The organism is Ciceribacter sp. RN22, assembly GCF_024054295.1.
GTDB classification, from domain to species: domain Bacteria; phylum Pseudomonadota; class Alphaproteobacteria; order Rhizobiales; family Rhizobiaceae; genus Allorhizobium; species Allorhizobium lividum.
On record NZ_JAMXLD010000003.1, the window covers coordinates 31,630 to 46,507 of the forward strand.

Annotated in this window: 14 protein-coding genes; all 14 read left to right on the forward strand. The window is 60.0% G+C overall.

The window, feature by feature from the left end; translation table 11 throughout:
* Positions 1-4: 4 nt before the first annotated feature.
* On the forward strand, positions 5-346 hold the full coding sequence (locus NHF53_RS21835; protein WP_252836075.1) for a type IV secretion system protein VirB3: 342 nt from the start codon (positions 5-7) through the stop codon (positions 344-346).
* Positions 321-2,720, forward strand: a complete 2,400-nt coding sequence (locus tag NHF53_RS21840; RefSeq protein WP_252836076.1) for a VirB4 family type IV secretion/conjugal transfer ATPase — start codon at positions 321-323, stop codon at positions 2,718-2,720. The genes NHF53_RS21835 and NHF53_RS21840 overlap by 26 nt, the downstream gene beginning before the upstream one ends.
* A complete protein-coding gene (gene virB5 / locus NHF53_RS21845; RefSeq protein ID WP_252836089.1) occupies positions 2,720-3,418 on the forward strand; it encodes a P-type DNA transfer protein VirB5 in 699 nt (232 codons plus the stop codon). Before NHF53_RS21840 ends, virB5 begins: the two co-directional genes overlap by 1 nt.
* Positions 3,415-3,648 carry an EexN family lipoprotein gene (locus tag NHF53_RS21850; protein WP_252836077.1) on the forward strand — a complete coding sequence of 78 codons (234 nt, stop codon included), beginning with the start codon at positions 3,415-3,417 and terminating at the stop codon, positions 3,646-3,648. Before virB5 ends, NHF53_RS21850 begins: the two co-directional genes overlap by 4 nt.
* A gap of 4 nt (positions 3,649-3,652) precedes the next feature.
* On the forward strand, positions 3,653-4,588 hold the full coding sequence (locus NHF53_RS21855; RefSeq protein WP_252836078.1) for a type IV secretion system protein: 936 nt from the start codon (positions 3,653-3,655) through the stop codon (positions 4,586-4,588).
* 36 nt (positions 4,589-4,624) lie between these two features.
* Positions 4,625-4,897: a hypothetical protein gene (locus tag NHF53_RS21860; protein ID WP_252836079.1), complete on the forward strand. Its 273-nt coding sequence runs from the start codon at positions 4,625-4,627 to the stop codon at positions 4,895-4,897.
* Between the two features lie 4 nt (positions 4,898-4,901).
* Positions 4,902-5,573 (forward strand): virB8 family protein, encoded by a 672-nt coding sequence (locus tag NHF53_RS21865; protein ID WP_252836080.1) that lies wholly within the window; start codon positions 4,902-4,904, stop codon positions 5,571-5,573.
* On the forward strand, positions 5,573-6,424 hold the full coding sequence (gene virB9, locus NHF53_RS21870) for a P-type conjugative transfer protein VirB9 (RefSeq protein ID WP_252836081.1): 852 nt from the start codon (positions 5,573-5,575) through the stop codon (positions 6,422-6,424). The genes NHF53_RS21865 and virB9 overlap by 1 nt, the downstream gene beginning before the upstream one ends.
* 9 nt (positions 6,425-6,433) lie before the next feature.
* Complete coding sequence (gene virB10, locus NHF53_RS21875) at positions 6,434-7,609, forward strand: type IV secretion system protein VirB10 (protein WP_252836082.1); 1,176 nt, start codon at positions 6,434-6,436, stop codon at positions 7,607-7,609.
* Between the two features lie 10 nt (positions 7,610-7,619).
* Positions 7,620-8,609, forward strand: a complete 990-nt coding sequence (gene virB11, locus NHF53_RS21880; protein WP_252836083.1) for a P-type DNA transfer ATPase VirB11 — start codon at positions 7,620-7,622, stop codon at positions 8,607-8,609.
* 1,851 nt (positions 8,610-10,460) lie between these two features.
* Positions 10,461-11,327 carry a LysR family transcriptional regulator gene (locus tag NHF53_RS21885; protein WP_252836084.1) on the forward strand — a complete coding sequence of 289 codons (867 nt, stop codon included), beginning with the start codon at positions 10,461-10,463 and terminating at the stop codon, positions 11,325-11,327.
* A 655-nt stretch (positions 11,328-11,982) separates the two neighbouring features.
* Positions 11,983-12,537 (forward strand): invasion associated locus B family protein, encoded by a 555-nt coding sequence (locus NHF53_RS21890; protein ID WP_252836085.1) that lies wholly within the window; start codon positions 11,983-11,985, stop codon positions 12,535-12,537.
* A 16-nt stretch (positions 12,538-12,553) separates the two neighbouring features.
* Entirely contained in the window at positions 12,554-14,278 is a 1,725-nt protein-coding gene (locus NHF53_RS21895; RefSeq protein ID WP_252836086.1) for a ShlB/FhaC/HecB family hemolysin secretion/activation protein, read from the forward strand.
* Between the two features lie 51 nt (positions 14,279-14,329).
* Positions 14,330-14,878 (forward strand): hypothetical protein (locus tag NHF53_RS21900; RefSeq protein WP_252836090.1); only part of this gene is annotated, 549 nt, incomplete at its 3' end.

Here is a 14,878-nt window from a genome sequence, read left to right on the forward strand (position 1 = left end):
CGCCATGGCGAACGCACGGCCGGCGCTCGAGGAAGATACACTGTTCATTGCCTGCACCCGGCCGGCGATGATCGCCGGCGTAACGATGGAAGCCATGGGCATGAATATCATGCTGACGACCATCCTCAACATCGTCGCCGGCTCGATCGCCTACGCTCTCGTCGGTGTCGTCATGCACCTGGTGTTCCGCGCGCTCGTCAAACACGACCACAACATGTTTCGCATCTTGCTGGCCTGGGTGGAGACACGCGGTCGGTCGCGCAACAGCGCCTATTGGGGCGGCACAACGCTTAGCCCCCTGAAGCTTGCCCGCAAATACGATGAAAGGGACCTCGGATTTGCTTGAGCGTACCACACTCAGATCTCGCGAACTCGGTCCGGAGACCTTCATCCCCTACGTTCGCCATGTCGACGAGTCGACAATTGCGCTCGATTCCCGGGCGCTGATGGTGATGATCGCGCTCGAAGGCGTCTCGTTCGAGACCGCGGATGTTCTCGACCTGAATGCACTGCATCGCGACCTCAACACGCTCTACCGGAACATCGCGGACGAGCGGCTTGCCTTGTGGACGCATCTCATCCGCCGTCGCGACAACAGCTATCCGGATGGCACGTTCGCGACACCGTTCTCGGCGGCGCTCAACGATAAGTATCGCGCGCGAATGGTGGGCGAGGACTTGTTCCGCAACGACCTCTATCTGACGATCCTCTGGACTCCCGCGCGCGATCCGGCCGACAAGGCGGCAAGGCTACTGGCGCGCCTGCGTCGGGCCCGCCGCGCGCGGGCCGAACTCGATGAGGAAGCCCTCAAGCATCTCCGCGACAAGGTCGTCGACGTCACGGCGGCGTTGAAGCGCTTCAGTCCTCACGTGATGTCACTCTACGAGAGCGATGGCCTGCTGTTCTCGGAGCCGAGCGAAGTGCTTCATCAGATCGTCGGGGGCCGGTGGGAGCCGGTTCCCTTAACTGAGGGGCGTGTCGCGTCGGCGATCTACTCGGATCGTGTCATCGTCGGCCGCGAAACGATCGAAATACGCCACGAGGCTGAAAGCCGCTTTGCCGGCATGTTGGGCTTCAAGGAATATCCGGCCCGTACCAGGGCCGGCATGCTCGATGGCGTGCTCACCAGTCCTTTCGAACTGATCCTGACGCAGTCCTTCTCATTCGTCTCGAAGGCGGACGCCCGCGTGATCATGGGCCGCAAGCAGAACCAGATGGTCAGTAGCGGCGACAAGGCGGCCTCGCAGATCGAGGAGCTCGATGGGGCGATGGACGATCTGGAGTCCAACCGCTTTGTGCTCGGCGAGCATCATCTCTCGCTTTCCGTCTTTGCCCCATCCGTGAAGGAACTGACGGACAATCTCGCCAAGGCACGCGCCAGCCTGACCAGTGGCGGCGCCGTCGTTGCGCGCGAGGACCTTGGTCTCGAGGCGGCCTGGTGGGCGCAACTGCCGGGCAATTTCCGCTATCGCGCCAGGTCTGGCGCGATCACGTCGCGGAACTTCGCCGCATTGTCACCCTTCCACTCCTATCCGATCGGCCAGAAGGACGGCAACGAATGGGGGCCTGCCGTCGCCCTGCTCAAGACCGCATCCGGGTCACCGTACTACTTCAATTTCCATTACGGCGATCTCGGTAACACCTTCGTCTGCGGACCGTCCGGCGCCGGCAAGACCGTGCTCCTCAATTTCATGCTGTCGCAGCTCGAAAAGCACGATCCGCATGTGGTGTTCTTCGACAAGGACAGGGGCGCCGATCTCTATGTGCGCGCCGCCGGCGGCGCCTATCTGCCCCTCAAGAACGGCGTGCCGACCGGCTGCGCCCCCTTAAAGACCCTCGACCTGACACCAGAGAACAAGGTGTTCCTGACGCGCTGGGTCGGCAAGCTCGTTGGATCGTCGTCGCGCGAACTGACCGTCACCGAACTCCGCGATATCGCGTCCGCCGTCGACGGCCTCGCCGACCTGCCGGTCGAGCGTCGGACGATCGGCGCGCTCAGGACCTTTCTCGACAACACGAACCCAGAAGGGATTGCGGCAAGGCTGCGGCGATGGGAGAGGGGCGGCCCACTCGGCTGGGTCTTTGACAACGTCATCGAGGAAATCGGTTTCGGCGAATTCGGCATCGGTGGCAAGTTCGTCGGTTACGACATGACCGACTTCCTCGACAACGAGGAAATTCGCACGCCCCTCATGGCATACCTCTTTCATCGCGTCGAGCAACTGATCGACGGCCGCAGGATCATCATCGTCATCGATGAGTTCTGGAAGGCGCTCCAGGATGAAGGGTTTCGCGATCTCGCCCAGAACAAGCTCAAGACGATCCGCAAGCAGAATGGGCTCATGCTCTTCGCCACGCAGAGTCCACGGGATGCGATCGTTTCGCCGATCGCTCACACCATCATCGAGCAGTGCCCGACCCAAATCTTCCTGCCGAATTCCCGCGGCAATCGTGCCGACTATGTCGACGGCCTCAAATTGACCGAGCGTGAATTCGAACTGGTCGCGCGCGAGCTTTCCATCGAGAGCCGGCGGTTCGTGTTGAAGCAGGGACATAACAGCGTCGTCGCCGAGCTTGATCTCAAGGGCTTCGACGACGAACTCGCGATCCTCTCCGGACGAACCGCCAATGTCGAACTTGCCGATGCGGTCCGTGCAGAGGTCGGCAACGATGCCAGGAATTGGCTTCCCGCTTTCCAGCAACGAAGGAGTGCGAGCTGATGGCTTCCTTTCGAATTAATTGTGTGGTGATTGCCTCTGCGCTCATTCTTCCCGCCACCGGTGCGGCAGGGCAGGGGATCCCAGTGATCGACCAGACGGCGATCGCCAAGCAGATCGAGAGCATCACGCAGCTGAAAAACCAACTCGATGCGCTCAATCAGCAGATCGAGCAAGCACAGCAGCTCTACGGTTCGCTCAACAAACTCACCGACATGGCGGATGTTGCCGGCGTCCTTAACGATCCCGCCATTCGCCAGGCACTGCCGACGGCCTTCAGCGCCATCGAGAGCCTGTTCAATGGCAACGGTACGGGCGTCTTCGCTCACTCGTCCTCAACGTTCCTGGAGAGCAATTCGACCTATCGCACCAGCGCCGACGACTTCTATGCGCAAGAGCTTTCGCGCATCCAGAACAAAAACGCCGGGCAGATGAGCCTCGGCCAGCAGATTTATGATGCCGCAACCAAGCGCGTCGACGGCATCGACCAGTTGCGCGAGAAGATTTCGACGGCAAGTGACGCCAAGGAAATCGCCGACCTTCAGGCGCGGTTGCAAGCTGAGCAGGCCTTCCTTCAGACTGATGTGTTGCGGATGGAGGGGCTCCGCATGGTGCAGCAGGCGCAGGTTCAGGTCGATGAACAGCGCAAGGCCGAGGACTGGCGCCAGCGCATGGACGCGATCAAGGCGGCCCTGCAATGAGGAGACTTATCCTTCTTCCGGCGATGTTTGGCCTGGCCGCCTGCTCGGAGCAGACTGAGCGGACCTACACGGTTGGAGAACTGGTGGCGGACGAAGCGCTGCTTTCCAGCATCGTCACGAAGTGCCGCAACAATCCCGGCGAGCTCCGCGATACCCCGAACTGCAGGATTGCGGAAGGCGCCGACGGCAAGCTCCGGCTCCAGCGAATGCGGCAGTCGTTGGGAGGGTAGGCCATTGTATGAGGTGTTCACTTTCGTCGACGAGCAGTTCAAGACACCGTTGGAGAACTTCATCTCCACTGGAACGTCGAACATCTCCGAGTGGGTCTCAAGCCCTCTGACGGCGGCGGTTACCCTCTATATCGTGCTCTACGGCTATCTCGTCCTTCGCGGCTCAGTGCAGGAACCGATCCTCGACTTCGCATTCCGCGCAATCAAGCTCGCCATCATCGTGATGCTGGTGAAGAACGCCACTGACTACCAAACCTATGTCTCGAACATCTTCTTTGACCTACTCCCGCGCGAGATCTCCCAGGCTCTGAACACCGGTATGGCGCCGAGCGCATCGACCTTCGATAGCCTGCTCGATAAGGGACAGGCCTCTGCCACCGATATCTGGTCGCGTGCCTCCTGGCCGGTCGATATCGTCACCGGCGTCGGTGGCATGATGGTGATCGCCGCTAGCTTCATCGTTGCCGGGATCGGCTACATCGTCTCCCTCTATGCACGGCTCGCGCTCGCCATTGTGCTCGCGATCGGGCCGATCTTCGTTGCGCTCGCGATGTTCCAGTCGACGCGACGCTTCACCGAAGCCTGGATCGGGCAGGTAGCGAACTTCGTCATCCTCCAGGTCCTCGTCGTCGCCGTCGGCTCTCTGCTGATCACCTGTATCGACACCACCTTCACGGCGATCGAGGGGTATAGCGACGTGCTGATGCGGCCGATCGCGCTTTGCGCCATATGCCTGGCCGCCCTCTACGTCTTCTACCAGCTTCCCAACATTGCCTCTGCATTGGCTTCTGGCGGGGCGTCCTTGACCTACGGCTACGGCGCGGCACGCGACGCCCACGAAAGCACGCTCGCCTGGGCGGCATCCCATACCGTCCGAGCGGCCGGACGCGGTGTCCGCGCCGTTGGTCGAACCTTCACCTCGAAAGGCGCCGGATCATGACGCTTTTTGCACGAACAAGAAAGTGGCTCTTCCGAAATGATCAGAACAATTCCGTTGCTCTGCATGGCGGCCGCCTTAAGCAGCTGCGCGTCGCTGACCTATCCGCTCCCGAAATGCGACGGCTATTCGCGCCGCCCTCTCAATCGTTCCATGTGGCGGTGGGAAGACAACAGCAATCTGAAACAGAAACAGTCCGATGCGGGGCCGGTAAGCCCGTCAATGGCCGCGGCCTATGCCGAAGAGGACAAGGAGCCGCCGGCTTTTGCCCATCTCGAGATCGACGCCTCCTATCGTCCATGTGAGGACTGACGCCATGGTCTTCAGGGACGAACTCAAGGCATATTTCGAGAAGGCGCGGCGCTTCGATCAGGACCGCATGATCGAGGTCGAACGTTCGGCGCGCATCGCCTGGTCCATTGCCATCGTAGCCAGCATCCTTGCCGGTGCTTCGATCTTCGCCGTCGCCGGCCTGACGCCACTCAAGACGGTGGAACCGTTTGTTGTGCGGGTCGACAATTCGACGGGCGTCGTCGATATCGTCTCGGCGTTGACATCGACCGTCGGCACTTACGACGAGGCCGTGACCAAATACTTCGCCGCAAAATATGTCCGCGCCCGGGAGGGCTATGTCTGGAGCGAGGCGGAGGAGAACTTCCGCACCGTCGCGCTTCTCTCGACGCAGCCGGAGCAGGCTCGGTTTTCGGCGATCTATCGCGGCAGCAATCCGGAGTCGCCACAGAACATCTACGGGCGCGGCGCCACCGCGCGCATCAGCATCGCCTCGATCTCGCTGATCAATCCGCATGTCGTATCCGTCCGCTACATGCGCACGGTCACCCGCGGAGAAGAAGTCCGGACAACCCATTGGGTTGCGTCGCTCACCTTCTCCTATGCAAACGCGCCGATGTCGTCGACGGATCGGCTGGTGAATCCTCTCGGGTTTGCGGTCAGCGAATACCGAGCCGATCCGGAGGCAATCAACTGATGCGAAGTATTTTGGTCGCCACCCTCCTCCTGACGGCCTCAGCCTCCACGGCGCTTGCCCTCGAAATTCCGCGCGGCGCGTCGCAGGACAGCCGCGTCCGTTTCGTCGACTACCAGCCCTACAACATCACCCGCATCATCGGCTCGCTACGCTCCTCGGTGCAGGTGGAATTCGCTCCCGACGAGGAGATCGCGCATGTCGCGCTCGGCAACAGTGTCGCATGGGAGATCGCGCCGGCGGGCAACATCCTGTTTCTCAAACCGCGGGAAAATCAGCCGGTCACCAACATCTCTGTCGTCACCACCCGGCGCGACGGATCGAACCGAAGCTACCAGATGGAGTTGACGGTGCGGGATGGGACGGTGGAGGTCGGCCAAAACACCTACTTCTACGTCAAGTACCGCTATCCCGCCGACGAAGTCGAACGACGGCGACAGGCTGCGGCGGCGCGAGCGATCGCCGCGCAGGCGAAGGAGGCCGACAATGTGCTTGCTCTCCATGAAGCCTATGGGCCGCGGAACTGGCGCTACTCGGCGCAAGGCGCACAGGCCCTGGAGCCGCAATCGGTCTACGACAATGGCAAGGTCACGACCTTTGCCTTCGTTGGCAATCAGGAGATGCCGGCCATCTACATCGAGAATTCGGATGGCAGCGAGAGCCTGGTTCCGAAGTCGGTCGACGGCAATCTCGTGCTGGTCCACGCCATCAGCCGGAAGTTCATCCTGCGCAGGGGAGGGGACGTACTCTGCGTCTTCAACGAGGCCTACGACCGCATCGGTATTAATTCCGACACCAGCACCACCTCGCCATCCGTCGAGCGCGTCGTAAAGACCGACGTCACAGCACAGTAGGGAGTCGTCATGGTTCAGGAAGACGAAAGCCGGATACCGGGCGAACGAGCCGAAACGGTTCCCGGCAGGAGGATCGACAACAACCCTGTCCTGAAGCGCGGCGCCGTTGCGCTTGCCATCGTCGCCTTTGTCGCCTTCGCCCTTTGGTCGATGCGCGGCGAGGGGAAACGGCAGGAAAATGCTCAAGCCGAGCGGGTGGTCATCCGACAGACAACAAACTTCGAACCGGCCAAGGAGAAAGTGGAACCGGTAGTACAGCCGGTACCGGAAGTGAAGCTGCCGACCCCTTCCGTAACCGAGGAGGTGAAGGAGGACGATCCTCTGCTCGACTCGGCGCGACGGGCCCCTGTTATGGCCTATAGCAGCGGACAGAAGAACGCGACATCGCACCGTAGCACCGAAAATCCTGCCACGTCGGCGGAGAGCAATTTCCTGCCGCTTGATGCAAACACGATGGGCCAGAATTCGGCCAATGCCGATGAGCAGCGTTTCGACGGGTTGCTACGGCCGACCAAGCTTGAAGGCTCGCGCGCCGGCACGCTCGGCAATCGTGACTTCATCGTCGCTATGGGAACCTCGATACCCTGCGTCCTAGAAACTGCCATGGCGTCAGATCAACCCGGTTTCGCCAGTTGCGTGATCAGCCGGGACGTCCTCTCGGACAATGGCCGCGTCGTGCTGATGGAGAAGGGAACCCAAGTTCTCGGTGAGTATCGGGGCGGCCTTCAGCGAGGACAGAAGCGCCTCTTCGTGCTCTGGAACCGCGCGAAAACCCCCTATGGCGTCATCGTTGCATTGGCCTCGCCGGCGACGGATGCGCTCGGCCGGTCCGGCATCGACGGCTACGTCGACACTCACTGGTGGGAGCGCTTCGGAAGTGCGCTTCTTCTTTCCATCGTCGGCGATGCCACAAGCTATGCCAGCAGCCGTTTTCAGGACAGCGACGTCGACGCGCAGAACACGACGAGCGCCGGCCAGCAGGCAGCGGCGATCGCCGTCGAGCAATCGATCAACATTCCGCCGACGCTCAACAAACATCAGGGTGAACTGGTCTCGATTTTCGTGGCGCGCGATCTCGACTTTTCCGGAGTCTATCGATTGCGGGTGACGGAGCCGAGGAACAAGATCCTCGACCGGGCGGTGCTGGGGGATTTCAGTCCGCGGTCGACGCTCGTGACGAAGTAGGGCGGGGACTATGACCGAGGGACCTGACGCTACGGTCGTTCGTGAGTTGCTCTCTCCGCTCGCCCCGTTCCTGAATGACCCGTCGCTCTACGAAGTGATTGTGAATCGGCCCGGGCAGGTGCTGACGGAGGGCTCCGGTGGTTGGCGGCCTCATGATCTGCCGGGGCTGACCTTCGAGAGGCTGATGCGCCTTGCCCGGGCCGTGGCCAGCTTCTCTCATCAGGCCGTCGACGACACACGACCGATCCTCTCGGCGACGCTGCCAGGCGACGAACGAATCCAGATTGTCATCCCGCCGGCGACGACCCGGGGCACCGTCAGTATCACTATTCGAAAGCCATCCTCTGTTGCCTTCACGCTTGACGATCTCGACGAGAGGGAGTTCTTCGCGCAGACGCGAGCAGCCGATGATGGCGCCGCGACACAGGACGTGGAATTGCGCGAGTTATACCGCGCCGGCCGCTTCAAGGAGTTTCTGCGGCAGGCCGTTATCGCACGAAAGAACATAATTATTTCTGGCGCAACCGGTTCGGCCAAAACGACCCTTTCGAAGGCGCTGGTCAGGCACATTCCAGATGATGAGCGGATTATCTCGATTGAGGATACGCCGGAACTGGTAATTCCCCAGGCGAACCACATACGCTTGTTCTACTCAAAGGGCGCTCAGGGGCTATCGAGCGCCGGCGCAAAGGAACTGCTGGAATCGAGCCTGCGCATGCGGCCCGACCGCATCCTGTTGCAGGAACTTCGTGACGGCACGGCCTTCTACTACATCCGTAACGTCAATTCCGGTCACCCGGGATCGATCACGACGGTGCACGCCGGCTCTGCGAGACTAGCCTTCCAGCAGTTGATGCTACTCGTGAAGGAATCTGAAGGTGGGCACACCCTGGAGCGTGAAGACATCGACGCAATGCTGAGGCTCTCGATCGACGTGATTGTTCAATGCACAAGAGCAGGAGGGCATTTCCGGGCGAGCGAGATTTACTTCCGGGGTTGAAAGGGCTACCGCGGCGGTTCAACACGAACCGGTGGCGTGAAACATCTCTTCGCCGAGATCGCGAGACCCGGCAGAGTGTCTGTTCAGCCACCAATTGAACATACTCCCGCGTCTCAGTCGCCGATCGGCACCGGAGAGCTGGACTTCAGACGCTCGGTGAAGACAGTCATGCGACTACATCCGCGGTTCCATTCCAATTGGCATTCCGAGCGCCGAAGCTGCACTTCAGCACGTCGGCAGATGCGCGTCATTATTTGCCGATAAGCCCATCATCCGCGATGAATGCGGACAATGCATGAGCGGCTGTCGACCAGGGCAGGAATTGTCGGCAAGGGGAAGCACATCACCAGCCAGCATCAGTTCCTACCACCTTCCGGCCCCAGGCGGGATGACATGGAGAGTCGCTGATGCTCGACAAGCCGGAACAGGAGATAGACTGTCTCGCGAAACGCCGTGTTCGTCGTCAACCGCAGCCAACGTCGACCTTCGTCAGCCGAAAGGAGTGCCAATCAACCAACACTCCTGCACTATATGTAGCGGATCAGATCGACCCCTCCGGTGTGACGTGGGCCCGCCTGTTCACGGGGATCAGCAGACGACGGCTACTTGGTATAGCGCTGTTATGCCTCATGACGATGTTGCCTGCAAACGTTCTCGGACAACAGGTGCCTGGCAGCGAAGAAGCCAGACACTGGGCAACAGTCACCAAAGACGGAACACGTCGCGCTACACGGAGATATGAGAGCTGGACTCTCATACGGGAGCAACGCTCCGTCGGTCCGGCAGCCTCTTGCGTGTTGCGCCAAGTTATTGCAACGCGTGGCGAAGGCGGGTCAATCACCTGGACCGTAAACCCGACGGTCGACAGCGGGGTCTTTTCGATCATTGCAGTCTCCGCGGTAGCGAGGAACCGGCAACGGTTGGTCGTCGCTCTGTCGGATGGGTACGTACTCTATCGAGGCTCGCTATCGGGCTGCGACAGCCAGGCATGCGTGGCGGCGTTTCATCTGAGCCGGGAGGCAATCGATAGAGCGGCTCATTCGTCCGAGGTGGTATTCGTGGTGGACGAAGCAGTAATTGCCGGCGCACGCCCCACCGGGATCAGTGACGCGCTCCAATTCTGTGACCTGGATCTTGCAGAACACCATTCCGGTGCCGGACGGTGAGAACAGCAGGAGCTTGCCTTCCCCGAGCGATCTCCATCAACCGCGCGGTTTTTCCTTCAGATCCTGTTCGACCTGCTCGATGCAGTCGTGTGGGTTTCGGTTTCCATCACTCCGCCCCGTCGTCCGTGTCAAGGACGTGGTGCGCCTGACCCACCGATCGGCCCGGATATCGACCGCGAGTGGACTACCAACGATAACACGCTCCCATCCGTCCGGGCATATCGTGATCGTCTGTTCTACCCATCCCCACCACCATGTGGGTGACGGCATGACAAACCGAACCATACCGATTGCATGGACGCAAGCCTAGGGCGCTCGGCCGACCAAGAGGTCGGCTCCACCCAAGACAAGCCACCGCTTCGCCTTTCGTATGATGCGAACCCGTAGCGCCGTGAGCTGGTGTGCTCGATGAGCCGACTGGGCGAACCCGCCGCAAAATTCGTGAACGCTGTCCGCAGCTTACGGAAACGACCGCCTATCTGCCCGGCCATCCCGCTTATTTGCCTATAAGTCCCTCTCTGAGGCCTTCTTAGGTCGAATCGAAAGATCCGTCGCGGCAAGCGGCCCACGGCATATCAACGTGGAGAGTTTAACGAGGTGCCCGTTCAGGACAGGAACCCCTTATTTTCAGATGCGCACGGGCGCACGGAGTTTGACACAGGTAACGCACGGCAGAGGGCTAACGATGCAGGCATATTCAGATCTTGGACGGCTATCCTTGGGCACAATACGGTGCATCCGCGAGGTTCTGAATTACAGGAGTGTCACGCTGGCTGCTGAGCGGCTGGGCATCACACAGTCAGCCGCTTCGCAGCAAATTGCTCGTTTCGAGAAGCTCTCCGGCATTCCGATCATGACGCGCATCGGCGGCAGGATGGCTGTACGTTCCGACAAGGTTGCGCAGCTCATCTCCACTATGATCGAGACGGCAGACGAGCTTTCATGCGTTGCTCGCGACGGGGGCAAGACCCGGCTTCGTTTGGGGATATGCGGATATCTCGCGACCCGTTACTGCCTCGATATGAAGCGATATCGCAAGCTCGCCGACGAGTTTGATATTCACATCGGGGGTCCTTCCGAATTGATCGAAATCTATTCTCGTGGAGAGTTGGATATCGTCGTTCGACCGCTCTTCCATCATGAGCCGGAGGTCGATCTGATGACGGACCTGCCTATGGTCTGGGTCGCCTTCGACGAAAGCAGGTCTGGAGACCTCGCTCAGGAGGACAAGCCTGTACCAGTTATTCTGGAGACGCATCTTTCGCCCTATTCGTACTACGTGGAGCGGCCGCTCAAAGAGAGTCGAACGCCGCATCACATCGTGGCACGGGTCGACAACTATCTGGTGAGATCGCGCTTTGTTGCCGAAGGGCTGGGCTGCACATCCATTCCCAAGTTTCTGACCCCCTCCCTTCCGCCGGCGATCAAGACAGTCACCAACTTGCCCAAGGTGGACAATATCCGGTTGGGTGTAATCTATAACAAAAAGGCAACGTCTTTTAAGAAGGCAGAGGGCGTTCTTGATGCGAGCATGGAAATGCTCTGCGATTGAAGCGAACGGATTGTGCTACTTGATAGGCGTGCGTTGTCGGACTTCGTTCTCTGTCGATGTTCGTGGGAGCCAGATCGCGGCATAACTTGTCCAACGGGCAAGTTGAGCGTTACATCCACCCCGCGGGTTATCCGGTAAATCGAGCGATCGAAACGGCGATGGACGAGTGCTCCGGACAGGGAGCGCTATGGCGACGCAAACCACGAGCCCGTGACGGCGCATTCAAAGGTTCGGCCCCTCGACCGGGCAAGCAACGGCATATTTCCATGTAAGAGGCTGACGATCTTTCATGGGTCGTCATTTGCCGTACTGAAATGTCTCTCTACGTTCCGCAGCCTGGTATCTGGACGCCGAAACGCGCTTCAACTCAGCCATGCTCAGACAGCCGTTTCTGGACGAGGGTCGGCAATTGAAGCAGCCTGCTATGAGTTCTCACATGTGCAACCATGACGCTATCTCCCGCGAAGCGACTCTCCCATCCTGGGCAACAGGTCACCCTTCGGGCCGAATTTGCTAATTTGCGCATAAGTTAACGGCTGTGCACTGTGGCTCCGTATTCTGGAGTATGCATGTGATTACGCCGAGGACCAATTTTACGTTGACGCGCGCAGGAGAGAGTCTTGCTTCGGTTTCGTTTTGGAGGTTGGCCGCGGTATTGAGTGTTGCGGTATTCGGAACCACCGCGCCAACCGCTGCAGCAACGGCTGAAACACAAGAACCAGGACGTGCAGACCAAGCGGAACAAGGCGTGGCGGCGGGCATCCGGTCGCAGCGGTTCGACGACTGGACGCTCCGTTGTCGTGACGTGAGAACTCCCGACGGCCGGCCCTCCTCGGTATGTGAGGTCGCGCAGGTGGCGCGCGTCGAGCTTGAACAGAAGCAGGTCACGGTTCTGACGCTGGCGATCTCCAGAAACATGCACCAGCCGACCGATGAGCTTCTTCTGACGGTTCTCGTTCCCCTCAATGTGTTTCTGCCTGCGGGACTTGATCTCCATGCCGGAGACAGGTCGATCGCCCGGCTTGCCTATCGCAACTGCAACTCCAGCGGCTGTTGGGCTCAGCAACCACTTGACGCAAGCATGGTCGCCTCCCTCAAGAAGAGCAATGACGGGAGCCTAATGCTTCGCCTCATGAATGGGCAGAACGTCAATGTTTCGTTCTCGCTGAAGGGCATAACGGCGGCACTCGCGCAACTGCGCAATACGTGAATGGCCGATTGAAACCATGGCCGAGTTACGACCCTTCATTGTCATCATCAATGCGTGTGCCCTCATCATTCTCTCCTCGGTGAGCGTTGGGGCGCAGTCACCTGCCGATCAGTTTGCACGTGACCGCAGCGCCTCTGAACGCCGTGACCGGCTGGGCGTACTTGCGGGACGAACGCCCGAAAGGCTCGATGATGCCTCTTCTGCCCGGCCCGCTATAGGAGATGGGGGCCGCTGCTTTCCGGTTGACAAGATCGTCGTCGACGACGCCAGCCTGCTCCCCAAGCAGGACATCGCGACGGTTACCGGAAGCTTCTCGGGACGCTGCATCGGCCTCGGCGCAATCAATCTCCTTCTTCGCAACATGACGGACCTCTACCTTGATCGGGGCTACATCACCTCCAGGGTCTACGTGCCGGAGCAGGACATCGGGAGTTCCCGCACGCTGAGACTGAAGGCCGTCGAAGGTGTGATCTCGGATATCTACCTAGACGGCAAGCCGGCTCCGCATTCGGGCGAGCTAGAGACTGCGTTTCCCGGTTTGCGCGGACGGGCCGGCAACATCCACGATATCGAACAGGGGCTGGACCAGATCGATCGCCTGGCATCAAGTCAGGCAAAGAGCACCATGCTTCCCGGCGCCGACCCAGGGACCGCCATTCTCAACGTCGATATTGAGCACGGTCTTCCGTGGCAGGTTTCTGTCGGCAACAATAATCTCGGGCAGGAACAGACCGGCTTGTCGAGAAGTACCGTCCAGATCCGGAGAGAGAACCTCTTCGACCTCAACGATCTGTTCTCATTCACCTATGAACACAGCGGTCCTGACTATCCCGGAAACGGCGACGGCCGGGGTAAGGCTGACAATTATTCTGCCCTGTTCAGCATTCCATGGGGCTATTGGACATTTTCCGGGAGTGGCGCCTGGTATGAATACAAAAGCGAAGTTCCCGGAAATTTCGCTAGTCTTTCGTCATCCGGAACCTCTGGAGAAATCGGGGTATCCGTCGACCGCGTTCTCTGGCGTGGCCCGAATGCGCTGACGCAGCTTCATCTCGCCTTGACCTATAAGGAAACCGAAAACTTCCTGCTCGGCAACCGGATCGAGGTCGGAAGCCGCCGATACACCGTCGGCTCAATCGGTCTCACCCACTCCCGACGCATGCTTGGTGGAGTCTGGGCTTTCGACGCCAATGTCGAGCAGGGCCTCGACCTGTTCGGGGCGGTCGACGAAGGTGAGCCTTCGGCGGGAGGCGCCGACCCGCGCTTTACCAAGTTCACGGGTTCTATCAGCGCCGACACGCCGTTTGAACTTGGCAACCAGAGCTTCATCGCTTCTTCGATTGCGAACGCTCAGGTGTCTGGGGACAGCCTGTTTGGAAGCGAGCAGATGTCCCTCGGCAGCTATTCGAACGTTCGTGGAACGCGCGACGGCGTCTTGTATGGAAACAACGGCTTCTTCATTCGCAACGACATTGTCTGGCGCATCAGGCCTTGGTCCGATAGCCCGCAGATGGGTGAATTGTTCGGAGAAGTACAGCCTTATGTCGGATTGGACTATGGCCGCGTGTTCTCTGAGGCTCGCCATGACATCGAAGGCGGCTTCCTGTCGGGCTGGACCATCGGCATGCGGCTTTCCGGCGGCAAGATCAATCTCGACTTCGGTTACTCCGACATCCTGGCGACCAGTTCCGAACAACGTGGTGAAGGGCTGATGTTCTTCAGCGCCAACGCGAGCTGGTGAGTGATGCGCACCGGTCACCAACCTTCACGTATTCAAATGACGGGGACTCCAATGGCGTCACGATCCACGAACCAGGTAAAACACGGCTTGACGAACAGCGTCACGCTGTTGGGGCTCGCGTTGATGCTCGGGGGATGCATGACACATGACCCGCGCCTCACCAGCGCGCTGAAGACAACTTCGGTCTCGACAATCAGCGTCGAGACCGCTCCGGACGTTCGGACGAGCGGTCTGTTCGTAACGGGTAAGCCGGACCCGCAGCTGCCGGCGGTCGTCCGCACCCTGCAGAGTGCAATGAATAAGGAAATCACCGGCCTGCCGGGCGGACCGACCAAAGGTCGATTGATTGTGACGCTGCATGTCGTCGACGTCAGTGGCAAGGCCGCTCGTATCCTCGCCGGCCATGACAGTCACATCGTGGGATCGGTTCGTCTTGAAAATGCAGCAACCGGAAAACTGGTCGCCCAGGCTCCGACCATCCGTGCCGAGGACAACGGCGTAAAGGGACGGGGCCTCGGGCTTGTTGTTGCGGTTGCGATCAACACGGCTGTCGCGTCGGAAGACGAAGACGCGCTCGCGCGACGCTTGGCTCAATCCTTC

Coding starts and splice junctions, on each gene's coding strand:
- NHF53_RS21840 (WP_252836076.1), top strand. CDS start 321: ATGAAAGGGACCTCGGATTTGCTTGAGCGTACCACACTCAGATCTCGC.
- virB10 (WP_252836082.1), top strand. CDS start 6,434: ATGGTTCAGGAAGACGAAAGCCGGATACCGGGCGAACGAGCCGAAACG.
- NHF53_RS21865 (WP_252836080.1), top strand. CDS start 4,902: ATGGTCTTCAGGGACGAACTCAAGGCATATTTCGAGAAGGCGCGGCGC.
- NHF53_RS21835 (WP_252836075.1), top strand. CDS start 5: ATGGCGAACGCACGGCCGGCGCTCGAGGAAGATACACTGTTCATTGCC.
- NHF53_RS21885 (WP_252836084.1), top strand. CDS start 10,461: ATGCAGGCATATTCAGATCTTGGACGGCTATCCTTGGGCACAATACGG.
- NHF53_RS21860 (WP_252836079.1), top strand. CDS start 4,625: ATGATCAGAACAATTCCGTTGCTCTGCATGGCGGCCGCCTTAAGCAGC.
- NHF53_RS21895 (WP_252836086.1), top strand. CDS start 12,554: ATGGCCGAGTTACGACCCTTCATTGTCATCATCAATGCGTGTGCCCTC.
- virB5 (WP_252836089.1), top strand. CDS start 2,720: ATGGCTTCCTTTCGAATTAATTGTGTGGTGATTGCCTCTGCGCTCATT.
- NHF53_RS21850 (WP_252836077.1), top strand. CDS start 3,415: ATGAGGAGACTTATCCTTCTTCCGGCGATGTTTGGCCTGGCCGCCTGC.
- virB9 (WP_252836081.1), top strand. CDS start 5,573: ATGCGAAGTATTTTGGTCGCCACCCTCCTCCTGACGGCCTCAGCCTCC.
- virB11 (WP_252836083.1), top strand. CDS start 7,620: ATGACCGAGGGACCTGACGCTACGGTCGTTCGTGAGTTGCTCTCTCCG.